Source organism: Flavobacterium sp. 2755 (genome assembly GCF_031455715.1).
Taxonomy (GTDB): domain Bacteria; phylum Bacteroidota; class Bacteroidia; order Flavobacteriales; family Flavobacteriaceae; genus Flavobacterium.
In genome coordinates, this window is sequence record NZ_JAVDTG010000008.1 from 54,040 (window position 1) to 69,997 (window position 15,958).

Annotated in this window: 15 protein-coding genes; 3 read left to right on the forward strand and 12 right to left on the reverse strand. The window is 32.2% G+C overall.

Annotated features, from left to right (window positions below):
• Positions 1-75: 75 nt before the first annotated feature.
• From J2Y38_RS17920 to J2Y38_RS17945, 6 genes are all read right to left on the reverse strand, one after another.
• Complete coding sequence (locus J2Y38_RS17920) at positions 76-1,176, reverse strand: AI-2E family transporter (RefSeq protein ID WP_309845177.1); 1,101 nt, start codon at positions 1,174-1,176, stop codon at positions 76-78.
• 112 nt (positions 1,177-1,288) lie between these two features.
• The gene (locus tag J2Y38_RS17925) at positions 1,289-1,819 is read right to left on the reverse strand and encodes a mechanosensitive ion channel domain-containing protein (RefSeq protein ID WP_309845178.1); all 531 of its coding nucleotides are present in this window, start codon (positions 1,817-1,819) and stop codon (positions 1,289-1,291) included.
• Positions 1,820-1,829: 10 nt separating this feature from the next.
• Complete coding sequence (locus tag J2Y38_RS17930; protein ID WP_309845181.1) at positions 1,830-2,414, reverse strand: Maf-like protein; 585 nt, start codon at positions 2,412-2,414, stop codon at positions 1,830-1,832.
• The gene (locus J2Y38_RS17935) at positions 2,407-3,342 is read right to left on the reverse strand and encodes a geranylgeranylglycerol-phosphate geranylgeranyltransferase (protein WP_309845183.1); all 936 of its coding nucleotides are present in this window, start codon (positions 3,340-3,342) and stop codon (positions 2,407-2,409) included. The genes J2Y38_RS17930 and J2Y38_RS17935 overlap by 8 nt, the downstream gene beginning before the upstream one ends.
• 142 nt (positions 3,343-3,484) lie before the next feature.
• Complete coding sequence (locus J2Y38_RS17940; protein WP_309845185.1) at positions 3,485-4,012, reverse strand: HAD-IIIA family hydrolase; 528 nt, start codon at positions 4,010-4,012, stop codon at positions 3,485-3,487.
• Positions 3,996-4,757: a DUF2520 domain-containing protein gene (locus tag J2Y38_RS17945; RefSeq protein WP_309845188.1), complete on the reverse strand. Its 762-nt coding sequence runs from the start codon at positions 4,755-4,757 to the stop codon at positions 3,996-3,998. Before J2Y38_RS17945 ends, J2Y38_RS17940 begins: the two co-directional genes overlap by 17 nt.
• 270 nt (positions 4,758-5,027) lie before the next feature.
• On the opposite strand from J2Y38_RS17945, the gene ccsA reads away from it, so the two are divergent.
• Entirely contained in the window at positions 5,028-8,237 is a 3,210-nt protein-coding gene (gene ccsA, locus J2Y38_RS17950) for a cytochrome c biogenesis protein CcsA (RefSeq protein ID WP_309845191.1), read from the forward strand.
• Positions 8,238-8,306: 69 nt separating this feature from the next.
• Here the strand turns inward: ccsA and J2Y38_RS17955 are convergent, their stop codons facing one another.
• The 4 genes from J2Y38_RS17955 to J2Y38_RS17970 all read right to left on the reverse strand — a co-directional run bounded on the left by J2Y38_RS17955 (position 8,307) and on the right by J2Y38_RS17970 (position 10,838).
• A complete protein-coding gene (locus J2Y38_RS17955; protein WP_309845195.1) occupies positions 8,307-9,038 on the reverse strand; it encodes a DUF3667 domain-containing protein in 732 nt (243 codons plus the stop codon).
• Between the two features lie 9 nt (positions 9,039-9,047).
• Positions 9,048-9,431: a DoxX family protein gene (locus J2Y38_RS17960; protein ID WP_309845197.1), complete on the reverse strand. Its 384-nt coding sequence runs from the start codon at positions 9,429-9,431 to the stop codon at positions 9,048-9,050.
• An 88-nt stretch (positions 9,432-9,519) separates the two neighbouring features.
• Positions 9,520-10,308, reverse strand: coding sequence for an anti-sigma factor (locus tag J2Y38_RS17965; RefSeq protein WP_309845200.1), 789 nt, complete (start codon positions 10,306-10,308; stop codon positions 9,520-9,522).
• The gene (locus tag J2Y38_RS17970; protein WP_053473258.1) at positions 10,308-10,838 is read right to left on the reverse strand and encodes an RNA polymerase sigma factor; all 531 of its coding nucleotides are present in this window, start codon (positions 10,836-10,838) and stop codon (positions 10,308-10,310) included. The genes J2Y38_RS17965 and J2Y38_RS17970 overlap by 1 nt, the downstream gene beginning before the upstream one ends.
• A 736-nt stretch (positions 10,839-11,574) precedes the next feature.
• Between J2Y38_RS17970 and J2Y38_RS17975 the strand changes: the two genes are divergently transcribed.
• Positions 11,575-12,162, forward strand: a complete 588-nt coding sequence (locus tag J2Y38_RS17975) for a glutathione peroxidase (RefSeq protein WP_256634975.1) — start codon at positions 11,575-11,577, stop codon at positions 12,160-12,162.
• Positions 12,163-12,353: 191 nt separating this feature from the next.
• On the opposite strand, the gene J2Y38_RS17980 is transcribed toward J2Y38_RS17975, so the two are convergent.
• The gene (locus J2Y38_RS17980) at positions 12,354-12,851 is read right to left on the reverse strand and encodes an N-acetyltransferase family protein (protein ID WP_309845206.1); all 498 of its coding nucleotides are present in this window, start codon (positions 12,849-12,851) and stop codon (positions 12,354-12,356) included.
• Positions 12,852-12,925: 74 nt separating this feature from the next.
• Positions 12,926-14,101 carry a thioredoxin family protein gene (locus tag J2Y38_RS17985; RefSeq protein ID WP_309845208.1) on the reverse strand — a complete coding sequence of 392 codons (1,176 nt, stop codon included), beginning with the start codon at positions 14,099-14,101 and terminating at the stop codon, positions 12,926-12,928.
• A gap of 187 nt (positions 14,102-14,288) precedes the next feature.
• Between J2Y38_RS17985 and menD the strand changes: the two genes are divergently transcribed.
• Positions 14,289-15,953, forward strand: coding sequence for a 2-succinyl-5-enolpyruvyl-6-hydroxy-3-cyclohexene-1-carboxylic-acid synthase (gene menD, locus J2Y38_RS17990; RefSeq protein ID WP_309845210.1), 1,665 nt, complete (start codon positions 14,289-14,291; stop codon positions 15,951-15,953).
• Positions 15,954-15,958 lie beyond the last annotated feature (5 nt).

Sequence of the window (15,958 nt, forward strand, 5' to 3'; positions counted from 1 at the left end):
AAACTTATTTTAAAGGCTATTATTCTATGAATTTAAGATAAATAACACGATTATTTTTAAAATCGACAGATTATTTTATTCTTGTACTTTGGCTCTGCGAACTCTCCAGGCAAATTTTCTTGGAATATGATTTCCCATTAAATAGCCCCAGGGTTCCAGCGATTCTATTCGGTCAAATATAATTTTCAGAATGGCTAAAAGCGGAATTGCCAGAAACATTCCCGAAATGCCAGCCGCCGCACCGCCCACAATAATTCCCATAATGGATACAAAAGCGTTTATTTCTACTTTTGAATTGATAATTAAAGGCACAAGAAGATTATTGTCAATTAACTGAACAATTACATTGACAACTAAAATCCCCACAATTACTGATGTTTCTCCAGATCCGGTCAGCGAAGCCAAAACGGTAATAATACCTGCAACTAAAATTCCGATGTAAGGAACCAGATTTAAAATTCCGGTTATCAATCCTAATAAAATGAAATATTTAATACCAATAATCCAAAGTCCTAAACTGGTTAAGACAGAAACTATAATCATTTCCAGTATCAAACTCACAATATAATTGTTGATCGAAACTTTGATTTGTGATAAAATATCTTTTAAAACAGCATGATTTTCTTTGCTTATTAATTTGGCTAAAAACAGTTTGAAATGTTCTTTATATATCAGAAACAGAAACGTATAAATTACAATAATAGTACTGTCTAACAGCAGATCGCTTATAGATATTATGGCTGAACCTAAAGTTGCATTTCCGTTTTTTACTGAGTCTTTTGTAACGGTGTCAAGGTATTTTTTTTGTTCGCCAATACTTATCTGGAAATTTTCTCTGATAAACTTGTGAATTTCAATTATAAAGGAGTTTGCATTTTTTTTAATTGTATCAAAATCACTTGCCATATTAGTAACCTGATAGGAGATAAAAACAAGAATTCCCCCAATGAATGCCAGAAAAATTAAAACACAAATTATGGCCGCAAGATGTCTGGGGAACTTAAATTTTGTATTTAAAAAGGTAAAAATTGGCAATAGTAAAACCGCAAACAAAAAAGCTAAGAGAACCGGAGTCAGAATATCTTTTGTAATGCAAAAAATATAAGCAAAAGAAATTAAGCTTACTAAAATACAAGCAAGTTTAGCATAAAACGGCAATTTTATGGGTTGAATCATTTTGAGTGAAATTTTTAGATAATGTATAATTTGGTTAAGCAAATATTATAATTTCTTCAAATTATAGCGTTTTAGCTTTTTAGTTATACGTTATAAAATTCCCATTCAAAAATTAATCAAAAAATTCTTTCTCTTCGTAGTGTGCCGGCATAATCGAAATTCCCTTTTGCAAAAGCAGATTGTTAGGGAAAATAATCTTTTCACCTTCTTTTGTTCTCAGGCTGATATGAAATGTATTAATGTCTTCTATTTCAGCTTCAATAGGAAAATCTTTATCGTGAATTTTTATGGTATCGCCAATTCTAAAAGGAAACGAAAAAAACAAAATCATTCCCGAAGTAATATTGCTCAAAATCGACCATTGCGCAAACATCGCAACGCCAATAACGGTTGCAATTGAGGAAACGGTTAAAAAAATATCCTCAGTATTAACGCCCCAAATCACAATTAAGCTAAGTGTTACCAAAATATTCATCAAAATATGAATGTATTTGATTACCAAATTAGTACGATGTTCTAATAGCTGACTTGAAGATGCGTAGCGTCGGATTAATTTGGCAACAATCATTCTTAAAGCGATTAAAGCAATAATTAGAATAAAGGTTGCAAATAATTCCTGAGTATATCCTTTAAAAGAAAACATAAATAAATTTTTACACTAAAGTACTCAAATATTCGTAAACTTTAGCCGTTGGAAGTCCCATAACATTGGTATAAGAACCATCTACTTTTGTAACTGCCATAAAACCAAACCATTCCTGAATCCCGTAAGCTCCGGCTTTATCATAAGGTTTGTAATTTTCGATATAATATAAAATGGCTTCATCAGATAAATCTTTGAAAGTAACTTTTGTAATATCGTGCAAAAGGGTAGAAGCGGTATTGGTTTGAAAACAAACAGACGTAATAACTTCGTGCGTTGTACCAGACATTGATTTGATCATTTCAAAAGCATCTTCGGCACTTTTTGGTTTTCCAAGAGCTTTATTCTGATGCCATACAATCGTATCGCTTGTTACTAATATTTCGTTTTCTTTTAATTCATCCTTAAATGCATCGGCTTTTAGCTGAGCCAAAAAATCAGTTATCTCGACTGCTTTTAATTCTGGTGGATAAATTTCTTCCACATCTTTTAAGCGAATTTCAAAATCAAGATCTAAATCCTTAAAAAACTGCTGTCTGCGCGGCGATCCCGAAGCCAGGATAATTTTATATTTTTTGAGTTTTTCTTTAAGCATGGTTTTGAAGGTATTGATGGTTTAAGCTGATAATAAGGATTGATAAAATTCCGAAGAATAAAATCAATTTTAAAACGGTACTTAAATGGTGAAAATCATTTTTGCTTTTAGCGCCGAATATTTTTACAATAAAATATAATAAAGGTGCCAAAACAAAAGCGAATGTATAAAACGTAACTATCAAAAGATTGTTATCAAAGAAATATTTTTTAATGTAAAGCAGACATAAAATAAACGGAATTATAGCAAATCCCAATGCAATTTTTGCAGCTCTGTTTTTTCCAATTGCAATTGGTAAAGTATTCATTCCTTGATTGTAATCGCCATCCATATCTTCAATATCTTTAACTATCTCGCGTACAAAATTGATCATAAAAGCAAAAAGTGCATAATCTGTCAAAATAGAAAAGAAACTCGCCATTTGGGCTTTATTCTCTAAAGTTGTAGCTGGAAAAAGGTCAAAAACACCAATGATCAAAACACTTATGGCAAGTAAAGCCGCCACTACAAAATTCCCTAAAATCATAATTGATTTTAAAGTTGTAGCATAAAAATAAAGCAGTGAAGCAATCAGAATAAAAAGTGAGGCAAATGTTGGTCTTAAAATAATATTAGCCAAAACAAAGCCAATTGCAACACCAGTAACATTAAGTCCGATGTAAATATTAAAAGCCGCCGTTTCAGAAATTCCTTTGCCAATTACAACATTCTGAGGTTTATTAATTGTATCTGTTGCAACATCATAAATATTGTTAATGACATAACCCGCTGCAGCTAGTAAAACGGTACTTAAAACTAAAAGTCCGTATTGCCAGTCTGCTAAAGCCAGCGGAATATCCTGCTGTTTTAAAAAAGCATAACGAAATAAAACCTGCATAAAAGCAAGCATAAGTAGATTTTTATATCGAATTAGTTTTAGGTATTTCATTTTTTTTGAAGTTGCTAAGGTTCTGAGATGCTGAGATTCTAAGTTTTTTTAAGGTTCAAAGGGGCAAAGAGACAAAGGTTCAAAGTTTTTTTAGATCACTCACTGTAAACTGAGACTGCGACTGAACACTAAAAACTGAACACTAATCATGCTGCCCATTAAAATGTTCCATCCATTTTCCCTGTACTTTCATTACTTGTTCGATAACGTCGCGTGCAGCGCCTTTTCCGCCTTTTACGTGCGAAATGTAACGGCAGATATTTTTGATTTCCGGGACCGCATCTTGCGGGCACGCTGGTAAACTAACTAATTTCATTACGTGATAATCCGGAATATCGTCGCCCATATATAAAACCTGTTCTGGTTTAATATTGTAAGTTCTAGTATATTCTTCAAACGTTTTCACTTTATCAGGAGTTCCTAAATGAATATCGGTGATTCCTAAATTTTTAAGTCTTACGCGAACGCCTTCGTTGCTTCCGCCAGAAATAATGCAGACATGGTAACCGCTTTCTACAGCCGCTTTCATGGCATAACCGTCACGAATATTCATCGTACGAAGAATTTCTCCTTCTGTGGTTACAAAAACCGAACTGTCTGTAAGTACGCCATCAACATCAAAAATAAATGTTGTAATGTCGTTCATCATTTCTTTATAACTTTTTGCCATTATGCTGTATAGATTGTGTTAGTATTTTATAAATGTTTTTTTGATTTTCGTTGGTGATAAAATTCAAGTGCGCATCGGTTGTGACAGAATCGTGGCGTTTTGCCGGACCTGTTTGTGCGTCAATTGGATCTAAAGTTTTTATTTTTTCGGCAGTTTCCTGAATCAAAGGCTTTAAAACTTCAAACGGAACTTGATGTTCTTCGCAGATTTCCTGACCAATTTGGTACAAATGATTCGTGAAATTATTGACAAAAACGGCCGCAACATGCAAAGCCTTTCTTTGCTCTGAACTTATAGAAAAAACAGCGTTTGAAATGCTTTTAGCAGTATCTTCTAAAACTTTATAATCATTCTGATTTTCAGTTTCTAAACAAATCGGAATTACCGAAAAATCAACATTTTTAGTTTTAGAAAATGTTTGTAACGGATAGAAAACGCCGTTTCTATTTTTAGAATCTAAAACATCGATGGATGTTGTTCCCGAAGTATGAACAACTAATTGATTTTCAAATGGCAATCGGCTTGAAACTTCAGCAATAGCGTTATCAGAAACTGAAATGATATATAAATCGGCGGCTTTTAAAGCGGAAAATTCGGTTACAATTTTCTCCGAATCCAAAAGATGACTCAAAGCTTCTTTTTTTCTCGAAAAAGCCTGCACAATTTCAACAAGTGAACTTGCAGAAAAAGCTTTTATTAAATGCTGTGCGACGTTTCCGGAACCAATAATCGTTATTCGAATCATAATCGCAAAATTAACATTATTTTTTCTAAAGAAAATATGGTGAAGGAAAGTTTGCCCACAGATTAGACTGATTAAACTGATTTATACGGATTTATGTTTTATTTATTGGCAAAAAAATAAAGAAACCCAAAAAACAATCCGTTTAATCTGTGTGATCAGTGGCCCAAAACTCAATCCTATTATTTGGTTTTTATTAACAAATAACATTTACCTCAAATCAACATTTTTAAGTATTTTTGTGCCACTTTTATACAATGTAATTCCTTAAAAATGGATAAAAAAATATTCTCTTTTTTGTTTTCTACACGATTAATGGCCGTTCTTTTTTTGACATTCGCAATTGCAATGGGTGTTGGAACTTTTATCGAAAGTAAATACAATACCGATACAGCCAGAATTTTAATATACAATACCTGGTGGTTTGAAGCCATAATGTTCATTTTCATGATTAATTTCTTCGGAAATATCAAACGTTATCAATTATTGAGAAAAGAAAAATGGGCCACTTTTTTACTGCACATTGCCTTTGTTTTTATCATTTTAGGAGCTTTTATTACACGTTATATCAGTTATGAAGGAATGATGCCAATTCGCGAAGGTGCATCAGAAAATCAGATTTATTCAGACAAAACATTTATAACCATTTTTGTTGACGGTGAATATAAAGGAGAAATGAAACGCAGGGTTTTCGAAAAAAGCCTTTTACTTTCTCCGGTTACCAATAATGATTTCTCTGTTTCAGGAAAATTTGACGAAACTCCGTTTGAAGTTTCATACTCAAAATATATAATGGGAGCTAAGGAAGTAGTAAAACCTGATCCTAAAGGAACTTTATACCTTAAATTAGTCGAAGCGGGTGCAGGCGGCCGTGAAGAACATTTCCTGAAAGAGGGTGAAGTTCAAAACATTCACAATGTTTTATTTGCTTTAAACAAACCAACTCAAGGCGCGATCAATATTAATACAACTGGTGAAAAATATACGATTCAAACTCCTTTTGAAGGTGAATTTATGCGAATGGCAGACCAGTTAAAAGGAAAAGTTACTAAAGACAACGTTCAGCCTTTAATGATGCGTTCTTTATATAGTATTGGAGATATTAGAATTGTTTTCCCTGATCCTGCAATGAAAGGAAAAGTAGATTATGAATCTAATAATGATTTCAAAGCAAAATCACATACAGATGCTTTAGTTTTAAAAGTTAAAGCTGAAGGACAGGAAAAAGAAGTAATGGTAATGGGTTCTAAAGGAAGCGTTGGAGAACCAAAAACAGTAAAAATTGGTAAAATCGAATATTCTATATTCTACGGAAGTAAAGCGTATGTTTTGCCTTTTAGAGTGAAATTGAATGACTTTATCGCAACAAAATATCCGGGAACAGAAAAAAGTTATTCTGCTTTTGAAAGTAAAGTTACCGTTCAGGATTCTACAGAAACTTTTGATGCCGATATTTATATGAACCACGTTTTAGACCATAAAGGATATCGTTTCTTTCAATCTTCATTTGATCCAGACGAAAAAGGAACAGTTTTATCTGTAAACCATGATTTCTGGGGAACTTCTATCACGTATTTAGGATATTTTATGTTATTCTTTGGTTTAATGGCTATTATGTTCACTAAACATTCTCGTTTTGCTGACTTAAAACGTAAACTGGAAAATGTGAAGAAGAAAAAAGAAAAACTAATTACCATTTTAGTTTTAATGATTAGTTTGAGTGGTTTCGCGCAGCAAAATCCTCACGTACATTCGCACGAGCATGATCATAATCATACTGCAGATCCAAACGATCACGCTAATCACGTAGTTGCTCCACCGAGTAAAAAACAATTAGATTCGTTATTAACGATCTATAAAGCTCCGGAGGCGCATGCGGCAAAATTTGGACGTTTGATTATTCAGGATGCAGGCGGGCGTATGAAACCTATTAATACGTTTTCATCTGAATTACTTCGAAAAGTAAGCCATAGTGATACTTATAATGGAATGAACTCTGACCAAGTATTTTTGTCCATGACACAATATGCTCAGGTTTGGATACAGATTCCACTTATTTATATTAAATCAGGAAACGACAGTATTCGTAAAATTATTGGTATTGACAAAGAAGCAAAATTTGCTCCGTTTGTAAAATTCTTCGATGAAAACGGAAATTATAAATTGTCACCTTATTTAGATGCTGCTTATAAAGCAGGAAATCCGAACCAGTTTGAGAAAGATTATATTGAAACAGATAAAAAAGTAAACTTGATGGAATCTGCTTTAAGTGGCAGTATTTTGAGAATTTTTCCTGTTCCAAATGATCCAAACCACAAATGGGTTTCGTATTTAGAGCGCAATAACAATGGTTTTAAAGGAATGGATTCTACTTATGTAAATCAAATTCTCCCATTGTATTTTAGTGCCTTAAATAATGGTTCTATTTCTAAAAACTGGGATACGGCTGATCAATTGGTTGAAAGTATTAATGGATTCCAAAAGAAGTTTGGCGCAAAAGTTCGTCCAAGTGAACAAAAAATTGATGCAGAGATTGCTTATAATAAATATGATGTTCTTCAAAAACTACCGTATTGGTATATTACTGCAGCACTATTTATGTTTGTTTTTGTGATTGTCAATATTTTCTTTGAGAAAAAATGGCTTCGTATTACCGTAAATGCTTTTCATATTATAGTTGGATTGTTATTTGCGCTTCACACATTAGCATTAATAGCACGTTGGTATATTTCTGGTCACGCTCCATGGAGTAATGCGTATGAAGCAATTGTATATGTGGCTTGGTCAACAATGTTCTTTGGATTGGCTTTTGACAGAAAATCAAAATTAACGGTAGCTTCATCTGCTTTCGTTACTGCTATGATTTTAATGGCAGCATACATGAACTGGATTGATCCGGAAATTGCAAATTTACAGCCAGTTCTAAATTCATATTGGTTAATGATTCACGTTGCAGTTATTGTAGCAAGTTATGGCCCAACTGCATTAGGGATGATTTTAGGTTTTGTAGCTTTACTATTGATTTTGTTTACAACTGAGAAAAACAAAGCTAAAATGGAGTTGAACATTAAAGAGATAACTTATATCAACGAAATGTCGATAACTATTGGTTTGATCATGCTGACTATCGGTAACTTCTTAGGCGGTCAATGGGCAAACGAAAGCTGGGGTCGTTACTGGGGATGGGACCCAAAAGAAACCTGGGCTTTAATCTCGATTATGATTTATGCTTTTGTAATTCACGCTCGTTTTGTTCCTGCTTTGCGTGGAAAATGGATCTTTAATTTAATGACGATGTTTGCCTTTATTTCGATTCTATTTACATATTATGGAGTAAACTTCCATTTAGTTGGTTTACACTCTTATGCAAGCGGAGAAGCACATTCTTTAAACTGGGTTTATTATTCAATAGCAACAATTGCAGTAATTGGTGCTGTGACTTATCCAAAATATCGAAAATATTATAAAAGCAAAAAAAAGTAGTTTTTTTGATATAAAAGAAAAGGTTCAACTTAATTGTTGAACCTTTTTTTATTTTATAAATACTTCATTTTAAAATTTAGTTATTATTAAAACTACAATAATAACAATAGCGTAAAAAATAGCCAAAAATATAATGTGACTTAGAATCGAAAGCAATAACGCTTTCATTTTCGAGATTTTATTAAAAAACTGAATATTAGTCCAAAAAATCAAAAGAACATCAATTACATAAAAAATTTTGACAAGCAGAGGAATTTCAGAAGTTCCGTTGAAATAATACAAAAGCGGAAACGTAATGATATGAGCAAATAACCGCTGGGAGGCCTTAAAAGTATTAAGCACAAAAAACTCAACAAAATTATACCCTTGTTTTTTAAAACAAATATAAGTTCCAATAGTATAAATAGGAATTGTAGCAATTGTAATCCATGAAAAATGAGTTGCTGTCCATTCGTTAAACTCCGCATAATCTATTCCTTTAACATCGCTGGTATAAGGATATAGATTGATATGAAAATAATGATACATAAAACCGTACAGCGTTGCCAAAACGACAACAAGCGAAAGCGGTTTAAAATGTCGCGCACGTTTTCCATCAATAAATTCACGAATAGAATGTCCAGGTCTAGAAAATAACTGCTTTAAGGAATATAATATTCCCTTGTCAAAATGCAGTAAACCGTGTTGAATATCGTGCCATAAAAAATGCGCATTTATTTTATGGGTTTCAGCACTTTGTCCGCAATTATTACAGTAATGACCTGTATAAACCTGATGACAGTTTTTGCAAGTTATTTCCATATTGATACATTATTTAGAATTTAACTTAAGCCCGTTTGGATACATTATTGCCAATAAAACACAAATCAATAAAAAGTTATATTCAACACCATTTCTTCCGCCGCCCACAACAAACCAGCCTTCCTGAAAATGAACCAGAACAATTCCCATAATCAAAATAAAAATCGTTACAAATCCTGCTGGCTTTACATATTTATTTAGCAATAAAAGTATAGCGGCGACAATATGAGATAGTTTAATAGACCAGGCTAGAAAAACGCCAAAAGGAGCAAAGCCAATCTGGTTTAAATACAAATTTCCAAAATCGTTAATTCCATTATTAAAAATTCCGAAAACCGAATGCGTCAGCAGAATTATTGCAGTAGCAATTCTTAAAAGTAAAGTTCCGTTCATGGTTAGGATAGTTTTGTTTTTGGTTAAATAAAAAAGCACATATTAAAAGTAATTAATATGTGCTTTACATTTATAAATATTTTAGGTTTTAAACTTTTCCTAAAGTATACAGTTGTTCCATTGTAGGCGTTGGGCTTCCGCCGGCCGGCTCTAAAGTGATTCCAAATGCTTCTGCCGAATCTGTCTGGCTCACAGCAAAGATTTTTTGTGAATTTCCTTCAAAATTATCCAGTAAACCAATACTTGTTGGCGTTAATACCGGACTTAATTTTAAAGACCAAACCTGATAGACCATTCCTTTTGGCGGAGTTGGTAAACCTGCAGCATCAATATAAGTCGTTTTTGTTTGCTGATTCCAGTATACTTTTGCAAAAGATGTTGGAGAAACTGCCTGACCGCCAAGTGTTACGCCAGTATTTTTAATATCTCTTACAATAGTTAAGTTTTTCTCGGTTTGTTTATTCTGCTGATCTAAAAAAGCATAATTTCTTTCTATTTTATTTTTCTCATTTCCAACTTTAGAGATTGTTTCTTTTGATTTAGTTAATTCTAAAGTTTGGTACCCAAAACCTAACAATAATAAAACTGCCGCTGCCCAGCCCACATATTGAGTCCAGTTTGATGTAGGTTTTAGTTCGACAACTTTACCATGTTTAAGTTCTAAACGAGCTTTAATTTTTTCGAAATTTTCAACAGAGTGGAAAGGGGCGAAGCTTGATGACAGTGCCACAATAGCTCTTTCAATCGCAATTATTTCGTCGTCTACTTCCTTGTTGTTTTTTGCCAGTTCGGCGATTTCCAGATTTTCCTTTTCGGTTAATAAACCATAAACATAAAGTTCTAGAGTTCCTGATTCAATATATTCTTGTGCTTCCATTATATCTTTAAATAATTTCTTAAATCGTTAATACAGTTTCTGTTTTGTGTTTTGATAGTTCCCAGTGGCAGTGCCAATTCTTCTGAAGCTTCTTGCTGGGTATATCCTTTGAAGAATAATAAATCAATAATTTCTATACATTTTGGTTTCAGTTTTTTTACGAATTCCTGAATTCCAATTGTATCAATTCTATTAATTAATTTATTACTGTCATCTAACAGATTTACGAAATTATCCGAGGAAAGGTTTTTTTGGCTGTTATTAAAATTTTTGGATCTCAGCTTGTCAATCGACGTATTCCTAGCTATATTAAGGATCCAGGTGTAAAATCGGCCTTTACTTTCGTTATAAGAATCGATATTTTTCCAGATTTTTACAAAAACTTCCTGCAAAACGTCTTCGGCTTCTTCACGATTTTTGATTAAAACATTAATGACTGAAAATAAACTTTTAGAGTACATATCGTACAAGTGGGTAAAAGCTCTTTCGTCTTTTTTGTAAATTAAAACTAATAATTCTTCTTGACTCATAGATTTGGATTTTAAAGCTTAAACATAATTTTATCGAAATTTTCTTATAACCTGAGATAAAGATAATTTATTTTTTTGTGAAAATAATATTTTTTTTTGTAGTTAAAACCTTAGATAAATAAAGGCTTCAGATAAAATTTAGAAAAAAAGTGCAATTTTTTTTACTTTTTTTAAATCCAAAATTAAACCCCTTACGTATATAACATTATAAGATAAAAAATGAAAAGGGAAAGATTTAGCAATTAATAAAATTGATTTTTTTTAAGAGTAGAAAATTATGAGAAGGATAGAAAAATTTAAAATATTAATTGTGGGTTTAACAACTGTTTTATCGCTGATAAATTTTAGCAATAAAGATTTTAAAAATGAAATCGTTCAAAATGAACTTAATAAAAATATTGAATAGTTGATGTCCTCGGACTTCCAACTGAAAATCAAAACAATAATATTAATCACGCATGCTAAACGAACTGAAATTTCCACTATAAACGCCATAGATAATTGAATTAGTGAGATTAAGATTAAAGATTTTCATTATAACCGGGGCATCAACTATAATTTAAAATATAAAAGAGACAAATAATTAATTCATGGTTTGATTTGTTTGTATGGGGGGAAGCCCGGCGTCTGATTAACGCCGGGCTTCATTTATTATTTAACTTATTATTAATAAAAATAAAAGCGACAAAAATATTCAGCAATACAGATTTTAATTAATTTTATAAAAAATTATACAATGAAAAAAATACTATTTATAGCATGCAGTGCCTTACTTTTATTAAGCGCACCAACTCAGGCTCAAACAAGCACAAACAAATTATCTAAATCAGATAAAGCTATGGCAAAAGAAAACATTTATCAGTTTAAAGTTGAAGATTTATCAGGTAATACTTTTGATTTTGCTTCTTTAAAAGGCAAAAAAGTCCTAATCGTAAACACAGCTTCAAAATGCGGATTAACTCCTCAATACAAAGATCTTGAAGCGGTTTACAAACAATACAAAGACAAAGGTTTTGTAATTGTTGGTTTCCCTGCAAATAATTTTGCATCTCAGGAACCAGGAACAAACAAAGAAATCGAAACTTTCTGCCAGCAAAATTACGGTGTAACTTTCCCTATGATGGATAAAGTTTCTGTAAAAGGTGACGATATGTGTGAGGTTTACAAATTCCTAACTCAAAAATCTAAAAACGGATTGCAGGATTCTGAAGTAGAGTGGAATTTCCAAAAATACTTAATCAACGAAAAAGGAGAATTGGTAAAAGTAATTAAGCCAAAAACTTTAGTTACAGATCCAGAAGTTATCAATTGGATCAAAAGCTAAATAGTTCCTTTAGAATAAAAAAATCCCCAAATTTGAATTTATCAAATTTGGGGATTTTTTTTGAGGTTCAAAGTGGCAAAGGTGCAAAGGGACAGAGGTTTTACTCGAAATGACAAAAAATCGAAAGAAAAAAAAATCCGTGACAATCCGCGCCTTCTCGATAGCGAATCCGTAAAATCCGTGTGCCAATACTACGCCAATATAAGCTGCATAAAAACCAAATCAAGCCAATGATCAAATTTATATCCAACTTCACGAATCGTTCCAGTCGCTACAAATCCAAATTTTTCATGAAAAGCAATACTTCCCGCATTATCCGCATCGATAGCGCCAATCATAACGTGATAACCTTGTTCTTTAGCCAAACGAATTAATTCAGTTAATAATTTAGAGCCAATTCCTTTTCCAATAACATTATCAACCACGTAAACAGAATGCTCAACAGTATATTGATACCCAATTTTTTCACGAAACTGGCCATAACTTCCAAAACCAACAACTTCGCCATCTAAATCAGCTACAACAATAGGAAGATTTTTAGCTTTTTTATCTTCAAACCATTTTGTTTGTACTTCAAGAGTTTGAATATCATAACTATAATTTGCCGTGGTATGCAGAATAGAATGATTTACAATATCAAGAATTTTACCTAAATCGTTTGTGGTTGCAGGTCTAAGAATAAGGCTCATGGTTTTAATCTTTTAAAATTTCACGTCACAAAGATTAGTGTTAATTCGTGAAATCCGTGTTTGTTATTTAAAGTTTATTTAGAATTTAATTCAGTCAGTAAAGTATCAATATCTTTGGTATTCCAACCCATTTCTTTACCAATAGCTTTGGCATCTTTCGCATATTTGAGTGCCTGTTTTTTATCTTTTATTTTATTATAAAGTCGGGCGATGAGTAAATTTCCGTCGTAAGAATCCGTTAATTCTAAAGAATGTTTTACCCACGAAATTGATTTTTTCAAACTTTCCGTATCATTAATATGTTTCAAATACGTCTGACCGATATCTTTTAAGAAACTAGCATCATTCCAAACCAATTTTTCAGTATCTTCCAAAGTCACTTTTTTGTAGAAATCCCACTTTTCAGTGCGTTCTGCCATCGTTAAATCAAATTTAAAAACAAGAGAATCCGTTTTTTGCAAACGAATCGATTTGGCAACTTCTCGCTGTTTATAATAATTTATTGTATCCAAATTATCCACAAGAGGACGAAGTAATTCGTTTACAATACTTTCTACTTTTCGATCCACACGATTTTGCGACGCCACAGCAGCAAATTCTTTTTGATGTTTTAAAACATATTGAAATTCTCTCGAATTAATATCAGTAACACCATTGGCAATTACACGCCAATTGGTTTCGCTAACCAATTGAGAATCTGATTGTGTCTGCAGATAAATATGAGTAGGAATTGATAATTCAGTTCTGTCTTTTCCTTTTTTCAATGTATTCAAATAAGTAAAGAACTTTGTTGAATTACTTGGATCAGCCAGAAAATCTTTTTCTAAATATGGAAACTGTAGTTTAGGATTTAAAGCATAATTAGCTTCCGCCAGAAAATCTTCCTTTTTCATTTCGCCTTTTAAAGCATATAAAAGAGTTTCATTGGCATCTAAAAACAAAAAAGCCGGAAGTGAAGTCGTTTTAAACTTATTTTTAAGCGCCATTCCTTCTTCTTTTTCAATGTTTTTCCAAATGCAGATATAATTTTTGTTTAAAAAATCCATCACATTTTGATCACTGAAAACTTCTTTTTTCATTTGGTTACAATGCGGACACCAATCTGCATACAGCATTACAAAAACCGGTTTGCCTTGTGTTTTAGCATTTTCAAGAGCCGTTTTGTACGTTATTCCGTCAACAGCAAATTGATTTTGAGAGGTTACGGTTTGCAGCGAAACGAAAAGAAAAAGTAAATATAAATAACGCATAAAGGGTTAATTTTAATAAAGAAATTCTGTTTTACAAATATATTCCCTTTTTATAAAATCAGTCTTAATATCTTCCTAATATCTTCCTAATATATAAGTTAAATAAAGCGCGAAGTTTGTAACTTTGTATTCGCAAAAGAAAATTTTAAGCAATATATTTTCTTTAAAAATTATACACCATTTTAGAATGATTTACCCCAAAATAGCGCTTGCACAAAGCATTATCGAGATTTGTTCAGCAAAAGGAATTCATAATATTATAATTTCTCCAGGTTCGCGAAATGCGCCTTTGACGATTGGTTTCGCACAAAATCCAAATTTTAAATGTTACAGTATTGCCGATGAGCGCTGTGCCGCATTCTTTGCTTTAGGAATCGCAATGCAGACAAAAAAGCCTACGGCAGTTGTATGTACTTCAGGATCTGCATTGTTGAATTATTATCCGGCTGTAGCCGAAGCATTTTACAGCCAGATTCCGTTAATAGTAATTTCTGCAGATCGTCCGCAGAGTAAAATTGATATTGGCGACGGACAAACCATTCGTCAGGAAAATGTCTACTTAAATCATTCTGTTTTTAATGCCAATTTAACCGAAGATGCTTCAATAGAAAATGACTTAAAAATTAACAAAGCCATAGAAACAGCGATTCTTCAAAAAGGCCCGGTACATATTAATGCACCATTTGAAGAACCATTATATGAAACGGTTTCAGAACTTTCTGTTGAGCCAAAAATCACAACGCTGGAAGAAGAAATTCCAACCAAAATTATTGATAACAGCGAAGAAATTGTTTCTATTTGGAATTCTGCAAAAAGAAAACTAATTCTTATTGGAGGAATAAATGAAGTAAATTCCATAGATCATGAAATTCTGGAAAACTTTGCCAATGATCCATCGATTGTTGTGCTTACAGAAACGACTTCAAACATACATCATCCGAGTTTTATTAACAGTATAGATACTTTAATTACGCCATTTGACGATTCTGATTTTAAAGAATTAGAAGCCCAGGTTTTAATCACTTTTGGCGGTATGATTGTATCAAAACGTATTAAAGCTTTTTTACGAAAATACAAACCTGCACATCACTGGCACATAGATACTTTACGTGCTTATGATACATTCAATGCTTTAAGTAAACATTTTGTAATGGAACCAAATGATTTTTTTAAAGATCTGCTTCCAAAAACAGAATTTAAAGCAAGTAATTACTTTTCGAAAATCGATAAAATTTACAGTCTAAGAAACAAAAGAAAAGAAGAATATTTAAAGAAAATTCCATTTTCAGATTTTAAAGTTTTTGAAAAAGTAATCGAATCACTTCCAAAAAATATTCAATTACAAATTAGTAACAGTTCGGCAATTCGTTATGCACAATTAATTGAAATTGATCCTTCAATTGAAGTATTTTGCAACAGAGGAACAAGCGGAATTGACGGAAGCACTTCAACAGCAGTTGGATCAGCCGTTGGAAGCGGAAAACAAACTGTTTTTATAACAGGCGATATCAGCTTTTTATACGACAGTAACGCTTTATGGAATTCTTATATTCCTAAAAACTTCAAAATTATTATAATCAATAATGGAGGAGGAGGAATCTTCAGGATTTTACCCGGACACGAAGAAAAGCCTGTTTTTAATACTTATTTTGAAACTTCTCATCAATTAACTGCTGAACATTTAGCAAAAATGTATGGCTGTAATTATTACAAAGCCAGCAATGTAGAAGATCTAAATGAGAATTTAGATAAACTTTATAATGAAAATGACGCACCAGGAATACTGGAAGTATTTACTCCAACTGCAGAAAACGATGTAATTTTAAAACAATACTTTAAAGAGCTTGTTTAATATTT

Bases quoted from the DNA above. Each gene is read 5' to 3' on its own strand.
- J2Y38_RS17965 (WP_309845200.1), bottom strand. From the start codon at position 10,308: ATGGAAGCACAAGAATATATTGAATCAGGAACTCTAGAACTTTATGTT.
- J2Y38_RS17975 (WP_256634975.1), top strand. From the start codon at position 11,575: ATGAAAAAAATACTATTTATAGCATGCAGTGCCTTACTTTTATTAAGC.
- J2Y38_RS17970 (WP_053473258.1), bottom strand. From the start codon at position 10,838: ATGAGTCAAGAAGAATTATTAGTTTTAATTTACAAAAAAGACGAAAGA.
- J2Y38_RS17920 (WP_309845177.1), bottom strand. From the start codon at position 1,176: ATGATTCAACCCATAAAATTGCCGTTTTATGCTAAACTTGCTTGTATT.
- J2Y38_RS17940 (WP_309845185.1), bottom strand. From the start codon at position 4,012: ATGGCAAAAAGTTATAAAGAAATGATGAACGACATTACAACATTTATT.
- J2Y38_RS17935 (WP_309845183.1), bottom strand. From the start codon at position 3,342: ATGAAATACCTAAAACTAATTCGATATAAAAATCTACTTATGCTTGCT.
- J2Y38_RS17955 (WP_309845195.1), bottom strand. From the start codon at position 9,038: ATGGAAATAACTTGCAAAAACTGTCATCAGGTTTATACAGGTCATTAC.
- ccsA (WP_309845191.1), top strand. From the start codon at position 5,028: ATGGATAAAAAAATATTCTCTTTTTTGTTTTCTACACGATTAATGGCC.
- J2Y38_RS17985 (WP_309845208.1), bottom strand. From the start codon at position 14,101: ATGCGTTATTTATATTTACTTTTTCTTTTCGTTTCGCTGCAAACCGTA.
- J2Y38_RS17945 (WP_309845188.1), bottom strand. From the start codon at position 4,757: ATGATTCGAATAACGATTATTGGTTCCGGAAACGTCGCACAGCATTTA.
- J2Y38_RS17980 (WP_309845206.1), bottom strand. From the start codon at position 12,851: ATGAGCCTTATTCTTAGACCTGCAACCACAAACGATTTAGGTAAAATT.
- J2Y38_RS17925 (WP_309845178.1), bottom strand. From the start codon at position 1,819: ATGTTTTCTTTTAAAGGATATACTCAGGAATTATTTGCAACCTTTATT.
- J2Y38_RS17960 (WP_309845197.1), bottom strand. From the start codon at position 9,431: ATGAACGGAACTTTACTTTTAAGAATTGCTACTGCAATAATTCTGCTG.
- menD (WP_309845210.1), top strand. From the start codon at position 14,289: ATGATTTACCCCAAAATAGCGCTTGCACAAAGCATTATCGAGATTTGT.
- J2Y38_RS17930 (WP_309845181.1), bottom strand. From the start codon at position 2,414: ATGCTTAAAGAAAAACTCAAAAAATATAAAATTATCCTGGCTTCGGGA.